The organism is Roseivirga sp. E12 (genome assembly GCF_017592825.1).
Lineage (GTDB): Bacteria > Bacteroidota > Bacteroidia > Cytophagales > Cyclobacteriaceae > Roseivirga.
On the sequence record NZ_JAGFMD010000001.1, the window covers coordinates 1,154,285 to 1,172,996 of the forward strand.

The following is an 18,712-nucleotide window of genomic DNA, read 5'->3' on the forward strand; positions in this document are numbered from 1 at the left end:
GTGGCTTTTGCCACACCTCTATTCCTATTCCGTTCGTAGTGTCTCAGCAGGATTCATCAGTCTAACCCTTCGCATTTGGATATTAATAGTAATCGCTGCTACCATTAGTAATAAGAGACCTGCTAAGCCTAAAGGCACAATATTCACAGGCGTATGTTCTCCATAAACACTTACGAGCAACAGGTCCACTACCTTTACAGCCAACAGACTTCCTGCCACTACGGCAAATATTACGATGAAGGAGAATTGCTTATAAACATCTCCTAACAGGTTCATCGCTGAAGCACCCAATACTTTCTTAATACCAAAATCTTTAAACCGTGCTGAGATATTAAGTGAAACTAAGCCAAACAAACCCATTGCCGAGAGCAAAACCGCCAAGGAAGCTGTAAAGACCAATACATTTCTTAAGCCTCGCATGTCCTCAAATTCGCGCGCTCTTACTTCTGACTGAAAATGAGCAGAAAATGGAGCCTCACTTTCGATTTGAGCCCAAGTCGATTCGAGTTGATCTCGTAACTCTATCATTTTATCCTCTCTGGCCTGAAAGGTTAATGTTGTCAAAAGAGAGTCAGGCTGAGCTTTAAATACAGCCGGTTCAATACCATCTTGGAAGGAACTGTAGAAGTAATCCTTTAAAACACCCACAATTTGAAAATTAGTACTATCAATAGTCACCGTTGCCCCAACAAAATCTTCCAATTGAAAAGCTCTGATAAATGCTTGGTTCACAAGGATAGAGGAAGTCAAATCACTGGGTATTGCCTTATCAAAGTAGCGACCTTCTGCCAATGGTATTTCCATAAACTCCGGATAGTAGGCATCACTTCTTAAATATTGTCCTTCATATTCAAGCTCACCTATTTTCATTTTTCTGAAATCCCAGTGCTTATTCAGACTGTTAAAACTGGCTGCAACATCTAAAACATTCGGGTTTTTCATTGCCTCAGATCTAAAGGCTTGAAACTTCTCTTTCGACAAGTTCACAACCAATTTGTCGTTTTGATTATACCCCCAGGCTTTGTTTTCGTAAAGATTATTATTCTGAACAGATGCGACCCCGGCAACAATCGTAATCATGGCTAAGACAAACTGAAAAGTCAATAAGCCCATGGTGAATCTGCGTTTTCCTCCTACACTTTCAGATCCTCTAAAAATTCTAACGGGTTTAAACCTTGAAACAAAGAAAGCCGGATAGGCACCTGATGCAAAGGTCAGAAAGAACAGGAGCCCTACTAGGAACAGCTGTAGATTGGTGTGATTAAGAATATCGAGTTTAAGCGTGCTTCCTGATATGACATTAAACTTGGGAATGAAGAATCCAGCGGCTAATAAGCACCCAAGCACCATAGCCAAGGCACAAAGGATCAGGTTCTCCGTTAAAAATTGCACTACTAACTGACCTCTATTACTACCGATTACCTTTCGAATACCAATCTCCTTGATTCGCCTAGTAGCCATTGCAGTGGCAATATTGATGTAATTGAAAGTGGCCAAAATGAGCATAAATGAAGCGATGCAAGCTAGCAAAATCATTGGAGCCATTGGAGGTCTTGAGCCAAGGCCAAAACGAATTCTATCAGAGTTTTTGGCCATTGTTGTAAGAGGCTCTAGGCCAACCTCTTCATACTTTCTATCCAAATTGAAGCCGTTCTGCACTGTAACCAACGATTGAAGTTGACGGATAACATCGGTGAAGTCCACCCCTTGTTCCAGCTCTAAGAAGAAGTTTGCTATAAGCGTTTTGCGGTCGGCATCTCCAATGAACCAATCCGGATGAATAATAACCTCAGGCCAAATGCTTGAGTTATTGGGTGCTTCTTTGTAAACAACTCCCACTTCAAAATCATTGCTCTCACCACCAATGGTAATGTTCACTATTTTACCAATTGGATCGATATCTCCAAAAAACCGTTTAGCAGTCATTTCTGCTAATGCTACCCGATCCTTATTCGCCAAAGCTTCCTTATCACCATAAATGATATCAAAGGAAAAAACGTCAAAGAACTCTTTGTTGGTAAAGGCTCCATTTTCTGAAAACGCTTGGTCCCCCAATTCAACCTGCACACTTCTGGTGTTATACTGTACTACATTCTTTACACCTGCGTAATCTTCACGTATAAGGTCTCCTATTGCCCAAGAGAAATAGCCGTATTCATAAACACCATTGTCCTCAAAAGCTTTATGTGTTCCTAAATAGATTTGATCCCCTTTTTCATGAAATGAATCTCGTACTAACTGGAATTCTATGTATTTGAATGATACCAGACAACAGCCTATGGCTAACGACAGACCAATAACATTAATAGCTGAAGGCATTCTCTGCTTCCAGAGATTTCGCAGACCGATTTTAAAATAGTTTTTGAACATTGCGATGTTGTTTAATTTTTGAGTTTTATTCGATTTTCTTTTAATATTTGACCACCTAAACAGTCGAATTACATCCCAGGCAAATGACCTTTTTGCTTTCCTTGGGCCTTTTTCTTCTAATCTCCAGTAGAAGAGTTCATGAACATCTCCTTGGACTTGTTCCAGCAGCTTTGGGTTACAGTACCAGCTTAAAAAGCGATCTGCCCATTTGGGTGGGCTTGGGAAACTTTTACTCATTCCTTAAGGTGTCCACCGGATTAAGCCTAACTAATTTTCTAACTTGAGTATTTACAGTTGATACCATTACAAGCAGTAAGAGCAATATGCCACTCAGAATTAAAGCTAGGTTAAATTCAGGATAGTAAGAATGTGCCATTTCAAGTATGGGAGAAATCAGTATAACTGAGGCACAGCCACCAATGATAAAGGCTATAATGCTTATTAGGGCAAAGGGTTTGCAAATATCTTTATATAAATGCTTGCGTTCAGCACCCAGCACCTTTTTAATTCCGAAGCGCTTGATGTTATGTTTTATATTCAAGGATACTAGCCCAAAAATGCCCATTGCTGCCAGAAAAATTGCTACTGACGCACAAAAGATCATAAGGTTCTGTGTTCTTGTACTATCAATGAAATAATCGTCAAGAATATTTTCCATTGGCATTAGAACTGCCTCTGTGGTTTCGGTATCGATCAGCACCTTGTTTACAGCCGCTTCAATCTCAGCCACTTTTCCATCAGCCACTTTAATTGTCAAGTGGTTATAATCCTCACCATTACCGATCTTGATTATCGTTGGTGCGATGGGGCTCATGAATCCATTATAGAAATAGTCTTTCACAACGCCCACAACCACAAGTTCAGTGCTATCTATAGCAATCTTTGAGTTGATACTATCTAGCCCGGTTCTCCTCAGGAAAGTTTCGTTGACAATAATCCCTCTAGATTGGTCTTCAACAATTTCGTCATCAAGAAAACGCCCCTTCAATAGTTTTAGCCCCATCGTCTCAGCATAATCAGCCTGAGCATAGGCGATTCTCATAAGAACTGACCGATTGTTCACATCCACATATGTGAAGCGGCCCAAGCCAGTAATCCCTCCATAACTGCTAGAGATCGTTTCAACGCCTGAAATTCCTTCAATACCATTCCTAAGAATATCAAAGTTATTATTGCTCACATTGGCAAGTGCTAGTCTATTCGATCTTTCAAAACCCCAATCACTGCGTTTGTTATGCTGTTCAGTATAGATGAACATTAGTGCGTTTACTAAAGTAATCAAGGCAAGTGCCAATTGAATTGTAAGCAAGACTCCCGTCAGACGCCTTTTGCTCTTTTTGCTCCCAGCGTTTCTAAAGATTACTGTTGGTTGCATTCTTGCCGCGATATACGCTGGATAAACCCCTGATGCCAAGGTGACAAAAGTCAATAGAGACACTATAAAAATTAAGATTCTTGGGTTACTGAAATCAAAGAAAAAATATTCATCTGCCACAATGTTAAACCATGGTAAGAAGAGGCCCTTTGCCAAAGCAAGACCCATTAAAACAGACAATAGACAAAGAATAAAGTTTTCAGTCAAGAACTGTAACACGATATGTAATCGACTGCTTCCAACTACCTTTCTCACCCCAATTTCCTTTACCCTACTCATGGCCATTACGGTAGAAATATTGATGTAATTGAAGGTGGCAAGGGTAAGCATGAACAGCGCAATTGCACCTATAATAAGAATTCCCTCATAATTTATGCCCCAAGCGAAAGTGCCAACTAATTGCTCTCCAAAGTCCATCATTCTGATGAATGGCACCATTTCTATTGAACGGTATTGAGCGGCTTTATCTTCTGGAAGAAGAGTCAGCAATTTATCCAATCCACTAGCCACCGTTTGAACAGACTCCTTATTCGGTATACTGAGAAAAGTGTAGGTACTTGCACCAATCATTTCTTGAAGGAAAGGCATACTCGAATAGTTAATCATTATGTCAACACTCATATTGGTTTCATGACCACGATCCTGCATTACGGCAGAAATAATAAAGTCTTGCTTGATCCCTCTTATACTAATGTTTACTGTTTTTCCTATCGGGTATTCTCGGTCAAATAGCTTCTCCGCAATTGACTCACTGAGTACTACTTCGCCCCTTTCTTTCAATGGTTTTTTCTCTCCAAGTTTGATTGGGAAAGTGAACTCATCAAAGAACTCTGGATCTACAAACGATATCGTCTGCCAAAACTCTTTGTCATTAGCGGAAACACCTCCAAAACCGGGATAATACCTAACAATTGATTCTACGCCCGCTACATTCTCAGGTATCAACTTGTTAATATCCGAAACAGTACGAGCATAATACCTTGGAGTGCCCTCAATCAAATGGACGGGCGTTACCAAATATATCTGATCCTTGTTTTCATGAAATTTGTCAACTATAAAATCTTTAATAGAAAATTGGTAAGCGACAAGACAGCAAGCAATCGCCAGAGCCAAACCAAGTCCATTAATCAAGGAAGGCATCCTCTGCTTCCACAGATTCCTTAAGCCAATTTTGAAGTAATTTTTGAACATTGCGATGTTGTTTAGTTTTTGAGTTTTATTCGATTTCCTTTTAATATTTGACCACCTAAAGAGGCGAATTACATCCCATGCAAATGACCTTTTTGCTTTTCTTGGGCCTTTTTCTTCTAATCTCCAGTAGAATAGTTCATGAACATCTCCTTGGATCTGTTCCAAAAGTTTTGGATTACAGTACCAGCTTAAAAAGCGGTCTGCCCACTTTGGTGGTTGTGGTTCTTTTGAATTCATACTGACAGGTTGTATGAAGCTGAAGGAGATAGCTGGTTATATAGTTTTTCTCTCACTGACCTAACCTGATCTAATGTGGCCCTTCCACTTGAAGTCAAGTAATAGTTCCTTTTACGCCTACCCCCTCTGGTGTTGGATGAACCTCCCATTTCTGACCGTAAGAAGCCTTTATCCTCAAGGCGATTCATTACCGCATGTATGGCACTGATATTAACTTCTCGGCCAGTTTGCTCTTTAATTTCTTTTAAGACTGAAACACCATACGCTCCTTCGTACAGGACACCTATTACTAATAAAACCAGTTCTTCAAGTTCTCCAATGTTAGTTCCTTTCATATCGAAACAATTATATTTACAAATATAGATCAAATCTATAACATCTATGTTTGTAAAACAAATAGTTGTTAAAAACTCATGATAACTGGTTCTTTTACAATTATTTAAGAACTTGAGCTTCAACCATGATCAAGACACTCACATCTGACGATTATTCTCAATACGCTGAGTTAAGGTCTCTGGGACTCACTACTGATCCCACCTCTTTCTGGGCAAGCGAAATAGAAGAACAACCAATAAGAGAAAGCCGCTACAAAGAAATACTCGATAACTCCGATGATTTTATCATGGGCTATTTTGACAATTCTGTTCTTATGGGAATCGGTGGCTTTCGTAGAGAACCCTCTTTAAAACTTAAGCACAAGGGTTTTCTTTGGGGTATATACACTCACCCTGATTATAGAGGCAAAGGAATTGGCAAACAATTAGTTCAAGCTCTGGTAACAAAGGCCTTCGAAATAGCCACTCTCACACAAGTCAACCTATCTACTCGAACGGATAATCATGCTGCTCTAAGACTATACGAACAACTCGGTTTTATAAAGTACGGAGAGGAGCACAACTCCTCTTGCATTGACGGAACGTTCTATCATGAGGTTTATATGGTCAAGAGCAGAATCTAATCCTGCACCATACTTTTGACAGCACTCAGCTTCACAATCTCTACCTACTGTAAAGACAATGACATAAGTCAACCGAGAAAGCAGGAATACTCTTCGCTTAGGAGAGAGTCGAATCATAGAATGAAATCACTTGAATTGAGTATCTAAAAGCACAAATAGAAAAAGTTTCATACCAAATGTAACCTATTGTCAGGTCAGACGACTATCCACCAAAGAATCCTTATTTTCGATTATGGCCAATACTAAACAAGACGATTTCATGAAAGCTTATGACGCTTGTCATGACCGTTTTTTAAGGTACTGTTCTTCCCTTGCTTATGGCAAAATGGATGTTCAAGACCTTATACAAGATGTACTGGTTACGGCCTATCACAAGTTTGAGAAAATTGATAATAAGGAACAGCTATTACATTATCTGATCCGAGCAGCGCGTAACAGGTCAATCAGCAATTGGAGGAAACAAAAGCCTCAAGCTGAGTTGACGGATTTACATGCCGAACGCTTGGCAGATCAAGGTGTACAACCCGAGACTGTATTAGATATTCAGCTTCTCTATAGAATGCTTGACAAACTTCCATCGAAACAAAAAGACGCACTCGTGCTCTTTGAGATCAATGGGTTTAGCATGAAAGAAATCGCTGAAATTCAAGGCAGTAACGAAGGTGCAATTAAGACTAAAATAAGTCGAGGAAGAAAAAAACTAGCCGCATTGATGAAAGACGATTCGTCCGCTTCAATGTCTAGTTTAATGGAAACACTTCAAACAATCACATTATGAGAGCTAAAGACACTTCATACCTGATTGAAATTGCCAAGCAGGCTCCTACCGAGCTGGCCAAGCAAGAAGTATTGGGTTTTATCAAAACCATACCGACACTTCCTCCACCATCCAATAACTGGTTTCAAAATTTCAATTTAAACTCAATTATCATGACAACAACAGCAATTGCATTGGTCACAAGTGCAGTGATCTATTTTTCATCACCGTCAGAGGACAAGGTCTTTGAACCTATCGATCCTAGTACAGCAAACCCTCCGTCCCTAGTGCTGGATAGCTTAGAGTCTCCAACACTAATTATGCTCAGCAATATTCAAACTGATACCGTAAAGGGAGAGATTGTTACCACGGAGGAAACAGCTCAAATTTCGATTATTGAACCTACCGAAGAGGAAGGTAGTCAAGAGCAAGTGGTTGCGACAATTCAGCAAACAACAAATGTTAATCGCCTTAATGCAACACTTCCTAAAAGACGATTCGACACACCTCAGCCTGAGGCAGCCATGAACAAAATCGAACTGACTGGTGCCGAATTAAGAAGTTTGAAGAAGAAAGTCACTAGGTATATGAAAGACGACAAGCTCTACGAATCTGATGCTATGTTCAACACCGTAGAATTTAAAGAGAATGCCATTATCATTAATGGTACCACCTTAAGGGGTGAGGTCTACGCCAAGTATGCTCAACTTCTTCAATCTTTTGATATTGGTCCGGGCCCAGACAGACGGGTTGTTACATCTAACAAGTTCATTCAGGTTGGGGATTTTACTTCCAAAGGGTTTAATGGTAGTGCACTTGGAAGAGACATGGAAATCTATTTCCTAGACTCGGGCCAAATATCCATTAATAGTCTCTTCGATAGAAGTGGTGATAAACTAGGAGGCCTCAATGGTCTCATCACCCCTAGCAAACCAAAAATCGAAGAAATGGATTCTGACATCATTTTAAAAACAGAAGGAAGGTTAAAAGATTCAGAAGTCAACATATCTCAGATAGAGCGTATTTTCGGAAATGACCGAAAGACTGAAAGAGATAATACTTCTAAGGCGAAAAGCGATCATAGAAAGCTATTTGACTCAGGAAAAGAAGCCGTGTCGATCTATACTAAAGAAAATGAAGGAAAAGGCATAGATCTAAATGGCAAAGGCATGAGGACTTTGAAAAAGGACCTTTACCGACAACTGACACAGGATAATATTATCAGCTCTAAGAAAGCGGGTATACGCATGTTTCTTGATCAACCAAGAATTCTTGTTAACGGTAATCCGTTAAGCGAACAGCAGACTTTCAGAATAGAAAGAATTCTGGATAGATATGACATTAAAACTGGTGTTAACGTGAAGATACTATTCAACCCAGATTTCATAATTGCCGGTGAGTTTATCCAAGATAAATTCTTTGGTAGTGTTCAAGGAAGTCTTGACTCAAAAAAGCTTAGGGGTAGTGTATTTGAACAAGACTTTGCCAAGTTTCCAATATTTGGCTTTTCTGACGGGATGAGGTTGGGCAATAATTAGAAATAAGTTCACCATTAGAAGAGCAGCCCTGTGCTGCTTTTTTTATGCTAATTTGCCCGAGATGATAAATACCACTCCTCTCGTATCCATCATTATGGCGGCAAAAGACACTGCTATATATTTAGAAGACTGTCTTGACTCCATCATAGCTCAGACCTATCCAAACTGGGAGTTGATTGCTATTAATGATCACTCTTCTGACGAGACTCCTGAAATCCTTGAAAGCTACGCCTCTAAGGATGAAAGAATCCGCGTTTTTCATAGCGATAGACCAAAGCTGATTCCTACACTCAAATATGGATATCAATTTGCCAAGGGTGATTTGATCAACCGTATGGACTCTGATGACAAAATGCCGATTGACAAACTCGAATGTTTGGTGTCGGCATGGCAAGCCCATGGCAAAGGGAACATCATTGCTGGAGGTACAAAACACTTTGTTGACGATGGCGAAGTAGGTGGTGGCTTTCTTCGCTATGAAGAATGGCTCAATGAAGTGGCCAGAAACAGCACCCACTACCAGGAAATCTACCAGGAATGTGTGATACCCTCCCACTGCTGGATTATTCACAAAGATGATTTTGACTTGGTCGATGGCTTCAACCCTGAAGTATACCCTGAAGACTACGATTTATGCTTCCGATTCTATAAACACAAACTACGAGTCATCGGTATAGATAAAGTCCTTCACCATTGGAGAGATCGTTCCAACCGCATTTCCAGGACATGGGATGAATACAAAGACAATCGATACTTCAGTATGAAGTTGAAGTATTTCTATGCGTTAGACCGTGATAAATCAAGGCCATTGGTACTTTGGGGAACTGGTAGAAATGGCAAAGACATGGCCAAATTACTTAAGCAGCGAGGTGATACCTTTCATTGGGTCTCCGACAATGCTAGGAAGGTTGGAATCAATATTTATGATATTCAGACCGAGCATTTTGAGGTTATCCAAAAGCTTGTTAACCCACAGATTATGGTAGTGGTGGCTTCTCCGGATGGAAAAATAGAAATCAGGAATCAGTTGGATCAATGGAACAAAGAACCGGTAAGAGATTATTGGTTTTTTACATAGCTTAGAAAGTAATGAGTAATAAAAGCCGAGATCACAATAAGAAATGGTTAATCAGCCGGCTCAAGACCTCCGGTAGCAAAAGGAAGTATGTAGAGTCAGGTGATTATGCTGATACACGGAATTCCAAAAAGCAACATTCCTCAGAAGACCTTCCCAAATATGAGGGCATGGGCAGGCGCAGGCACTTCTTTAATAACAAAGTGAATTACGGGCTACTGATTCGATTTTTGAGAGGAAGAATTGGTGACGACTGGGATGGGGTTTATGAAGAAATTATGGATAGAATCCCCACGAACCTAGCTGAATATAAAGACTGTGTTCAATGGTTCGTTGCCGACCTGGTGGAAGAGGAGGAAGACGGACTTTGGGATAAGAGAGAGCAGAAGTATTTAAAGTTAGATCCCGAGGAAGTGGCAGATTTTAACTACTATACTTTCAAAGAATTCTATGTTCATCCATCAACAAATAAGCTCTCCAAAATAGCAGATTCACCAGCCTGCAAAAGAATCAAAGGCATGTCCAAGGATGAATTAAGAACGTTCCGCGAATTACAACAGAAGCAAAGACTGGCAAAACGTCAATCAAAAAAGGCTACCGACATAACTGTCCAAGGTGCGATGAAACAAAAACGGGAGCCTTAAGGTTTTTCTTCTACACTAAAAATGGACACCTCGTTCGCTTTCCCTTTCAGAGGGATATGCCCCATGTGGTTTGTCTCAAAATCAAAGTCTTCACCCAAGGCATCTTTAAGTTCCTTCGAGATTAACAACTCGCTATTGAAATCATTGCATTTTCCTTGGATTCTTGCGGCTGTATTGATTGTATCGCCATGATAGGCTATTTCCTTCTTGACCTTTCCTACTTCCGCCACAGTCACTTTTCCAATATTCAGGCCTGCTTTAAAAAAAGGTTTATGCCCATAAGCTTTCAAATAGTGGTCTTCTCGAGTATTTATTTGGGCCTTAAATCGATAGAAGGCATGAATACAATTTTTGTCTTTCAATCCTGGGCCCTTGTGCCATGTGAGCACAGCTTCATCACCTACATATTGATAAATCTCTGCCTCTGTTTTGGTCACTACGGCAAGGTCATCAAAGCAATCCTGAATCATTCGGCTATACTTGAAATGCCCCAATTTTTCAGCCATCTCAGTAGACGATTTAAGGTCCAGAAACATAAAAACCCTCTCCTCTTCCCTTGGCTGATAAAACTGCCCCAGAAATAATTTTTTCAAGGTCCCTGGTCCAAGCATCAAACTTACTTGTCGCAACAAAGAGATAAGTATGTCTATCAGCAATATATATCCATAAAAAACAAAAATTGGTGGATTGAAGATAAACTCAGAAAACTTTAAATCTCCCATTTCTAAAAGGAAAATAAAGGTGATAAAAGCCGCTATTGTTGCCAACAAAAGAACGACTAAGGAAAGGAGCAATCTCAATAAAAATAACTTTGGAAGTGCTGTTCTCTTATCATAGAGTCGTTCAAAAGTCATTTGAGCAAAGCCAAAGACAACCCCAAAAAGCATCCCAAAAAAAGGTGATACCAGTAGGCCCTGTTGTGTAGAAAGTTGTATCCCATCTATTTCAATGGTACCTACACTTCTCACTAGATTATAGACAATAAGAGCCAAGGTCCAAGCGAACACATAATCCCTGATCAGCAACCACTTATCTTTAGTCATTGGTTTATCTCTTCTTTTGTGAAAATCTTATGTATTTCTCTACAACCACAGCAGTTATGATCACAAGGTAGAACTGCCCCATAAGCCCCACCAAAATCGCTGCCTTTTGAGCGACAGCCGTCACTGGATAAATCTCTCCGTAGCCGATTGTCAACAGGGTTATATAACTGTAATATATCAACGAATCTACTTTAGCACCTGCGTCAGCCGATCCCTCCATCAACAATCCATTAAAGGCACCAGGGTTCAATATCTCTATGCTCAAAAACAGAAAAAACCCGAGTAGACCTATGGAGATATAGCCACTCATAAGGCCCATAATTACGTTTTTACTTACTTCTTTGGCTTTCCAAACTTGCTTTATTATTTCAATAGTCACTACTATGTAAAAAAGAAAATAAACAATCAGTCTGATATACTCTACAAAACCAAATTGTACTGGTTTATTAAAGAAATTCAGTCCGAAAGAGATCAACGAAATGGTGAATAGAAAGACAAAAAACTTCACCAGCCCTTTTCTATGAGAAATCAATAGGGTACTCGTTATCAAATTCAATAAAAAGAGTACAGGGGACAGCACTCTTTCATAAAAGTCGATCGGCACAACTAGAGACCCAAAAAGAATAGTTATTAAGCTTCCGAAAAATAACTCAAATCTATTTTTGTAAAGTCGCTCATAAGTCCCTGCCTTATTCATTTAACATCTCTTTGTTGAATGAATAGCCCTTATAATTGACTTTGAACAAGATGCTGTAAAAGGATGGAATAAATACCAAGGTAATGACCGTACCAAACAGGAGCCCTATCATAATGGAAACAGCCATGCCCTCCCACATTTCTCCTCCACTAAGATATAATGGCAATAATCCGAGTACAGTAGTAAAAGTAGCTAACAAGATGGGTCTAAACCTTTGTAAGCAAGCCACGATTACTGCATCTTGAGGGCTTCTGCCAAAGTCATTTTGCTCAATTTCCATCCTGTCTACCAACACGATGGCATTATTGATAATAATACCGGCAAGTGAAATCACTCCTAGAAATGGCATAAACCCAAAATTCTCACCAAAAACTAACAGCCCTACAACCACACCGATCAACGCTAGAGGGATGGTACAAATGACCATGACCATTTTTCGAAACGAATTAAACTGAATAATGAGAAGGAGCACGATAATAAAACCAGAAAGCGGGAGGTATTTCATCACAGCCCCAAGGTTATCAGCGGTATTCTTTGCATCTCCACCAAACGTATAGTCATAGCCTGAAGGCCAGTTTGCTTTTTCTGTGTCCAGCCATGGTGTGACCTCAGCCGTAATGGCTGCGGCATTGCCTCCTTCTTTCAGTTCGCTAGACACGTTCACCGTGCGATTAATATTAAAGCGTTTGATCTTCGAGTACTGCCACTGTGGCTCAATATTGGCAACTTGAATTAAAGGAACACTTCGCCCATTGTTTTGCCCAAACACGTTCATCGTTTCTAGGGATTCTAAGGTTTGCTGCTGACTAGCATCACTACGTAGCATAATGGGTATCGATTTATCATCTTCGCGATACTCTCCGGTCCTAAAACCATCCAAGACAGTTTGAAGCGAGGTCGCAATGTCCTGACTTGTTATGCCAGCAGACTGAGCTCTTGACTGATCAATATTGATCACAAACTTCTTGCTCTTGGGCCCCCAATCGTCCTTTACATTCTTGGTTCCTGTTATGGCATTGAGACGCTGCTTAACAGATTCAGATATAGTCGCCAGTATGTCTGGATCATCTCCCGACACTTTAATTTCAATGGGTACTCCTCCACCTCCAGCCCCCAAGGGGCCAACTTTGATATCAGCATCAGGAAAAGCAAGAAAGCTATGGGCATCCAACCTACTGATCATAGCATTGTTTAACTCAGCGCTCGAAGTATTTACCACAATGTGTGCATAGCTCGGATTTGCTTCGTCAGGGGAATATCCCATGTCATAGGATTCTGGGCCCTCTCCTATATATGAAGACCAGCTATCTATACCAGCAGTACGTTCATCTTTCACCAAAAGTGAATCGGTCATGAAACGCTCTATCCCTTCAACTATTTCGGCCGTACGTTCAATACGTGTACCAAGTGGCAGGTTTATATCTATAGTGATCATATTTCTATCACTATCAGCAAAGAATACAAAAGGTATTTTTGTGAAGCCAAAAAGCGAAGCAAAGAACAAGAGTATAATGGCCGTCATAACTAAGCCCTTACGGTTCAATGCGAACATAATCAGCATCTCATAATAGTTCTTAATCCAATTGATGGCCCTGTCTATCAAACTTATTTTCGCCTCCCCCTTCTTTTTGACTTTCAAAAAGAGATAACAAAACATAGTAATAACTGTAAGCGCTATCAACCAAGATGAAAGCAAAGCCAAAGTAATGACGACAAAGATGGGGCCGACAATATCTCCCATAACAGACTCGGCCAGATAGAAAGACAAGAAAGCCGCAGATGTGGTTAGAGTAGAAATAAGCAGGGGCATAAACAACTCACTACAAGCCTCAATAGCCGCTTGTTTTGCCTTAGCACCATTTTCCATTTTTACCATAATGGTTTCCGCTACAACAATCGCATTATCGACCATCATACCCAGGGCCATAATAAGCGCTGCTAGTGTCACTTGGTTAAGTCCGACACCCATCAAACCCATAAGCATCAGTGTCATGATGGTCACGATCGGAATCAAGCTAGCAATAATACTCCCGGTACGAATGCCCAAAAAGATCAACATTACAGCAAAAACAATACTAATCGACTGTATAAGGTTCACGATGAAATCGCTGATTTTCACATCGATATATGCATCCAGAGATGACAAACGCACTAGATCGAGTCCTATTGGTAGTTTGGCTCTCCACTCCTCTAGCACAACATCTACATCTTCTCCTAGCTTAATCACATTGGCACCATCTTTCAGGTTTATATGAAGGGAAAGGGCACTTTTCCCATTTACTCTGATTAATTGGTTTGACGGATCAATATATCCTTTAGAAACTTTGGCAATATCCTCCAGATACACCATCTGACTACCATCTCCAACAGAAATAAGGGTCTTTCTTAGGTCGTCAATTGAGTTGAAATTTCCAGTAGGCTCTAATATAATACGTTCCTCACCCAGGTTAATTTGCCCTCCTGAACTGAGTATATTCACAGAACCTATAATGCCCTTGAGTCTGTCAGAAGTAAGGCCATATTCCAGAAGAACTGCGTTATCAAATTCCACAAAAACACGCTCTTCTTGCTCCCCGCCCATTGCCACCTTTGCTGCATCGGGTAACTTAATTAGATCATCCTTAAGATCATCGCCATATTCCTTCATTTCAGCATAAGAGAAACCATCGCTTACCAATCCGACTGCGATGCCATATACGTCTCCTATACCATCATCATTCAGGTTTGGATCAACACCTTGTGGCAGACCTTGAACGCCATTGAGTTTTCTTCTAAGTCGATCCCATACTGCCTGTAAGTCTTCGAGACCAACTTCATCTTTCAGTGTAACCGAAACAACTGAAAGCCCCGTTCTAGATGTACTGTTAATTTCTTTGAGCTCTGGTAGTTCTTGAGCAATCTTCTCAATCTTATCAGTCACCAGTTGCTCGACTCGCTCAGGACTCGCTCCGGGAAATTGAGAGACAATTGTCGCAACTCTTATAATATAAGGAGGCATGCTATCTCTGGGTAGTGAGCTATACAAGGTCAATCCCATAATGATAATCGTACCTAGGACCATCCAGGTAATCCTGTTTTTTTCTATCGCAAATTGAGTAAGATTCATCTTCTAAATTTTTATCTAACAGGAATTACTTTTGTAGGCTCACTCGTTGACCATCGAGCAGAGTCTGGAGTCCAGCCGTGGCTATCTTATCCCCGACAGAGAGGCCACTAATTACTTCAAAGCCTTTTGAAGAGAACTCGCCTAATGTTATGTGCTGTTTCTTTATTGTACCTACATTCTTACCCTGTTCATTCACTAGAAAGACAAAGCGCCCTTTACTATCTTCTCCTACAGATTTAGCTGGGATAATTAGTACATCGGGATCACCATTACCAAAACCAAAGGTCACATTGGCGGCCATACCCGCTCTGATTTCCTCAGTTGGTGCTAGCAGGGCCACCTTGACAGGATAAGTCGCGGTATTTCTATCAACGGCAGGGGATATTTCTGTTACCTGTCCTTCAAAAACTTGCCCATTTAAGGCAGAAAAAGAAACCCTCACATTGCTACATTCTCTGACACTGTTAATCACGCTTTCGGGTATTCCCAATCTAATGGTCATCTCGCCACCTGCATTGAGTACTGCCACCACTTGGCCTGATGAAACATTCTCGTCAATCTCAGATGAAACACTTGCAATTATGCCATTTTCCGGAGCATATATAAAACCATAGTTGATCTGTTCTTTCTGGATTTCCACACTTCTCTGAGAAGACTCAAAGCTACTCTGCGCATTCTGATATGAGTTTTTAGCATTTTCAAAATCACTCAGAGAGGCACTGCCCTTCTCATATAGAGATCTAATCCTATCATAATTCAGTTTGGCCGTTTTCATTTGTGACTCTGAACTACTCAGTGACGATAGAGATTGCTCATAACTTAGCCTTGCCTGTACATTATCTAGTCTGGCAAGCAATTGTCCTTTCTGCACACGTTGACCCAAATTCATATCGAATTGAGTAATAATTCCATTATTTCGAAAACTCAGGTTAACCACCTTTTCCGTTTCTGCCGTTCCGCTAAAGGATCGTTCAACAGATTTCCCTTGGAGACCAGCCTCCTGATAAACTACTGGTCGCAGTACTTCTACATTTTTTTCTTCTTCCGTTCCGCATGATGAATACAAGAGTGTTAAAAGGAAAAATAGGGCGGTTGATTTTACAATATTTTGCATAATGAATTAATTTCTAGTGGTCAAATAGGTGAAGAACTCTTGTCTGAAGTTTTCATTCTCTTCGGAAGTGTGAAGCAGAAAATAGTAACCCATGATACGCTCTAATTGAAGTGAACTGAGCAGATAATTGTAAATAGCATTGGCATTTGCCAACTGAGCATTCAAGTAGTTATCCTGAGCCTCTGTCAATTGCACCCAATTGACAGCTCCTGTAGCATACGACTCTTGAGTAAGTTCAAGGCCCTCTCTAGCTGCTTCTTCTGATACCTTTGATAACTCGATGTTGGCTATCTGATTAGTTAATTGAAGTACAGCCACATTCACATTGTTCTCTAGGTTGAGTTCAATATTCTGGCGGTTGATATCTAATTGTTCTTTCTGAATAGAAGCAGTTTGTCTATTGATGTTTTGTTGATTTCTCTGAAAGATTGGCAGGGATAAGTTTAAACCCACATTGTAGTTAGACTTTGGAGTGGCAGCAAAGCCCATTGGTACTTCTGTACCCACCCCTCCCTGAGTGAAATTGCTATTATATTGGCCCTGCAGTGCAATAGTCGGCAAAAAACGTCCTCTCTTTGCCAATTGTAGGTTTCTTTCGTTAGCACTTATATTGTATGCCAATGACTTCAACTCAGGCGCATTGTTTCTTGCCTGGCCAACTAAGAATTCCACGAAGGGAGCTCTCAAGCTCGGATCGTCAAGAAATACTCTTAACTGATCGTAATCGTATTCTTCGAACACTCCTTTTCCTAAGTCAGCATCCTGTACGTCAATTTTTCGATTAATCGGTTGGTTCAACAACTGATTCAATGAGAAAAACCCTTGTTCCAATTGATTCACTGCTTCCACCAGCGTTTGTGTGTTTTGTGCCATTTGACTACGGAATTGCAAGAGATCTGATTTACCGGACTGCCCCGATTCATAATTTTGCTGGGCGAGCTGAAGGTTTCTTTTCGTTAGGTCGAGATTCCTCGAGCTGATCTGTAAGTTAGCCTTGAGTAACAATGCATTGAAATAGGCATTCGCTCCATCGAAAATGACATCTAACTGACTTGCATTATATGTTTCTCGCTGGGCATTCAGAAGATCTTCTTGAATTTTGATATTAGCAGTAGCACCCGGAGCAAAAATTGTCTGGCTAATTGTAACACTCCCATCGGTAGAGTATTCGGGATTTTGTCCATTTGAAATCTCGGCTATTTTTGGATCCAAGTAGGTTGAAGTAACAGAACCCGTTACTTCAGGTAAGTAATTACTCTTAGCGGTTTTGACATCCTGCCCTGTCAGCTCTATGTCTTTTGCTCCTGACCTCAAAGTCAGATTAGCAGTCAAAACTTCCTTCATAACCTCCAATAGATTGTACCTCTTTTCTGCAGTAACATTTTCAAAATCACCAACCAGATTTGTGGTAGCTATTAGACTGTACTTGAGCGGTACACCAAGTCTCTCTGCCGTATTGTAATTAATAGTTAACTCACTATTACTCTCTATATACAGGGGCAGGTTGGCTGCATCTTCACCATTAATAATAGCCTCTACACTCAGTGCAATTCTTCTGAAGAACTGATCCAACGTTTCTGCTCTCTGATTGGTGGCCATCAATCCTAGAGTCACATCATTCACATCTGTAGAAGTAAAAGATGGAATTCTCTTTTGGTTGAGGACGGTCACTAAACCAGACACCTCAGAATCAGTCAGTAGGAAACCTCCTCCCATGTACAAAGCATCGAGCCCCTCTAGGTCAGAGGTAATATCGTTTATGTTCTCGAAAGGAATCAGTCGGTATTTAGCTTGCTTCGATTGAAATATTCGGTCAAGTAGCTCCTTGACTGGCAAAGTGCGCTCCATCGCTGCTTCTACTGCTATCCCCACATTTTCATAAGGATAAAGCTCAGAAAAAACCTCAAGATCAACCTCAAAAGATTGTGAAGTAACCAGGTACACTAGATTATGAATACCTGATGATGTTTTGGTTTTATCAAGTTCTGCAAAATCTCCAGGTGCTGACCCAAAAAGGATTGTGGGCTTAAGGTGCTCCGTTTTTCTTGATACAATCACATTATTGATTGCGCCAAAGGCTAAAATTATATCGCTCTTCCCTTTGACCATCATCTGATAATGCTCTTCAGCCTTGTCCAAATCAAAATCATTGACCAGAACTTGATCTTCAGAAAAAACAATATTGGCATCTTCCCCTACGATGGCCCTAATTTCGTTCTTCAAACGATCAGTTAGTGGCTCAATTTCTGAGGTACGAACGTCTAAAAGCATCCCAATATGAATATCCTTTTTACCCGGCTCTTGGGCAAAACTGTATACCATGGATGCCATTAGCACAATGATAATGGCTTTGATTTTCATAAGAGTTTAAGGTTAGGTGGTTAGAGCTACTTCTTTTAAGTTAACCATTTTCATAGTTATTTTTTTGTTAAAAAAGTCAAAGCTATTATCCAACAATTTAGGATACAGTTTTTCCTTTTTGGGATCCATGAAATTCGCTAGACCATTTAAGGCTCTTGATCTTTTTCAGATTGGCTATCAACTTTTACAAAATCGCATGTTAAGTTCGACTATAAAATATTTTTGAACAAAAGACCCTATATTCTG

The 18,712-nt window shown here is 40.3% G+C and carries 13 protein-coding genes; 5 read left to right on the plus strand and 8 right to left on the minus strand.

The features are described from left to right. Positions 1–24: 24 nt before the first annotated feature. From J4E76_RS05060 to J4E76_RS05070, 3 genes are read right to left on the minus strand one after another with little or no spacing between them, the layout of a single operon-like run. Positions 25–2,607: an ABC transporter permease gene (locus tag J4E76_RS05060; protein WP_208501763.1), complete on the minus strand. Its 2,583-nt coding sequence runs from the start codon at positions 2,605–2,607 to the stop codon at positions 25–27. Further along, positions 2,600–5,173, minus strand: a complete 2,574-nt coding sequence (locus J4E76_RS05065) for an ABC transporter permease (protein WP_208501764.1) — start codon at positions 5,171–5,173, stop codon at positions 2,600–2,602. Before J4E76_RS05065 ends, J4E76_RS05060 begins: the two co-directional genes overlap by 8 nt. Further along, a complete protein-coding gene (locus tag J4E76_RS05070; RefSeq protein ID WP_208501765.1) occupies positions 5,170–5,508 on the minus strand; it encodes a PadR family transcriptional regulator in 339 nt (112 codons plus the stop codon). Before J4E76_RS05070 ends, J4E76_RS05065 begins: the two co-directional genes overlap by 4 nt. Positions 5,509–5,633: 125 nt before the next feature. On the opposite strand from J4E76_RS05070, the gene J4E76_RS05075 reads away from it, so the two are divergent. From J4E76_RS05075 to J4E76_RS05095, 5 genes are all read left to right on the plus strand, one after another. Further along, a complete protein-coding gene (locus tag J4E76_RS05075; protein WP_208501767.1) occupies positions 5,634–6,131 on the plus strand; it encodes a GNAT family N-acetyltransferase in 498 nt (165 codons plus the stop codon). A gap of 232 nt (positions 6,132–6,363) precedes the next feature. Beyond that, entirely contained in the window at positions 6,364–6,909 is a 546-nt protein-coding gene (locus J4E76_RS05080) for an RNA polymerase sigma factor (RefSeq protein ID WP_208501769.1), read from the plus strand. Further along, entirely contained in the window at positions 6,906–8,426 is a 1,521-nt protein-coding gene (locus tag J4E76_RS05085; protein WP_208501771.1) for a hypothetical protein, read from the plus strand. The genes J4E76_RS05080 and J4E76_RS05085 overlap by 4 nt, the downstream gene beginning before the upstream one ends. Before the next feature lie 61 nt (positions 8,427–8,487). Beyond that, positions 8,488–9,504: a glycosyltransferase gene (locus tag J4E76_RS05090; protein ID WP_208501773.1), complete on the plus strand. Its 1,017-nt coding sequence runs from the start codon at positions 8,488–8,490 to the stop codon at positions 9,502–9,504. A gap of 11 nt (positions 9,505–9,515) precedes the next feature. Continuing rightward, positions 9,516–10,145: a hypothetical protein gene (locus tag J4E76_RS05095; protein WP_208501775.1), complete on the plus strand. Its 630-nt coding sequence runs from the start codon at positions 9,516–9,518 to the stop codon at positions 10,143–10,145. Here the strand turns inward: J4E76_RS05095 and J4E76_RS05100 are convergent. The 5 genes from J4E76_RS05100 to J4E76_RS05120 are packed head-to-tail and all read right to left on the minus strand — an operon-like array spanning position 10,142 to position 18,466. Beyond that, entirely contained in the window at positions 10,142–11,188 is a 1,047-nt protein-coding gene (locus J4E76_RS05100) for an adenylate/guanylate cyclase domain-containing protein (RefSeq protein WP_208501777.1), read from the minus strand. The genes J4E76_RS05095 and J4E76_RS05100 overlap by 4 nt on opposite strands. A 4-nt stretch (positions 11,189–11,192) precedes the next feature. Next, a complete protein-coding gene (locus J4E76_RS05105) occupies positions 11,193–11,885 on the minus strand; it encodes a two pore domain potassium channel family protein (protein WP_208501779.1) in 693 nt (230 codons plus the stop codon). After that, positions 11,878–14,991, minus strand: a complete 3,114-nt coding sequence (locus J4E76_RS05110) for an efflux RND transporter permease subunit (RefSeq protein WP_208501782.1) — start codon at positions 14,989–14,991, stop codon at positions 11,878–11,880. The genes J4E76_RS05105 and J4E76_RS05110 overlap by 8 nt, the downstream gene beginning before the upstream one ends. A 25-nt stretch (positions 14,992–15,016) precedes the next feature. Further along, positions 15,017–16,105: an efflux RND transporter periplasmic adaptor subunit gene (locus tag J4E76_RS05115; RefSeq protein WP_208501784.1), complete on the minus strand. Its 1,089-nt coding sequence runs from the start codon at positions 16,103–16,105 to the stop codon at positions 15,017–15,019. A gap of 6 nt (positions 16,106–16,111) precedes the next feature. Further along, entirely contained in the window at positions 16,112–18,466 is a 2,355-nt protein-coding gene (locus J4E76_RS05120; RefSeq protein ID WP_208501786.1) for a TolC family protein, read from the minus strand. Positions 18,467–18,712: the final 246 nt, after the last annotated feature.

What these genes read in the sequence shown, in the direction of transcription:
- J4E76_RS05060 (WP_208501763.1), bottom strand. Translation starts at nt 2,607, where the DNA reads ATGAGTAAAAGTTTCCCAAGCCCACCCAAATGGGCAGATCGCTTTTTA.
- J4E76_RS05065 (WP_208501764.1), bottom strand. Translation starts at nt 5,173, where the DNA reads ATGAATTCAAAAGAACCACAACCACCAAAGTGGGCAGACCGCTTTTTA.
- J4E76_RS05070 (WP_208501765.1), bottom strand. Translation starts at nt 5,508, where the DNA reads ATGAAAGGAACTAACATTGGAGAACTTGAAGAACTGGTTTTATTAGTA.
- J4E76_RS05075 (WP_208501767.1), top strand. Translation starts at nt 5,634, where the DNA reads ATGATCAAGACACTCACATCTGACGATTATTCTCAATACGCTGAGTTA.
- J4E76_RS05080 (WP_208501769.1), top strand. Translation starts at nt 6,364, where the DNA reads ATGGCCAATACTAAACAAGACGATTTCATGAAAGCTTATGACGCTTGT.
- J4E76_RS05085 (WP_208501771.1), top strand. Translation starts at nt 6,906, where the DNA reads ATGAGAGCTAAAGACACTTCATACCTGATTGAAATTGCCAAGCAGGCT.
- J4E76_RS05090 (WP_208501773.1), top strand. Translation starts at nt 8,488, where the DNA reads ATGATAAATACCACTCCTCTCGTATCCATCATTATGGCGGCAAAAGAC.
- J4E76_RS05095 (WP_208501775.1), top strand. Translation starts at nt 9,516, where the DNA reads ATGAGTAATAAAAGCCGAGATCACAATAAGAAATGGTTAATCAGCCGG.
- J4E76_RS05100 (WP_208501777.1), bottom strand. Translation starts at nt 11,188, where the DNA reads ATGACTAAAGATAAGTGGTTGCTGATCAGGGATTATGTGTTCGCTTGG.
- J4E76_RS05105 (WP_208501779.1), bottom strand. Translation starts at nt 11,885, where the DNA reads ATGAATAAGGCAGGGACTTATGAGCGACTTTACAAAAATAGATTTGAG.
- J4E76_RS05110 (WP_208501782.1), bottom strand. Translation starts at nt 14,991, where the DNA reads ATGAATCTTACTCAATTTGCGATAGAAAAAAACAGGATTACCTGGATG.
- J4E76_RS05115 (WP_208501784.1), bottom strand. Translation starts at nt 16,105, where the DNA reads ATGCAAAATATTGTAAAATCAACCGCCCTATTTTTCCTTTTAACACTC.
- J4E76_RS05120 (WP_208501786.1), bottom strand. Translation starts at nt 18,466, where the DNA reads ATGAAAATCAAAGCCATTATCATTGTGCTAATGGCATCCATGGTATAC.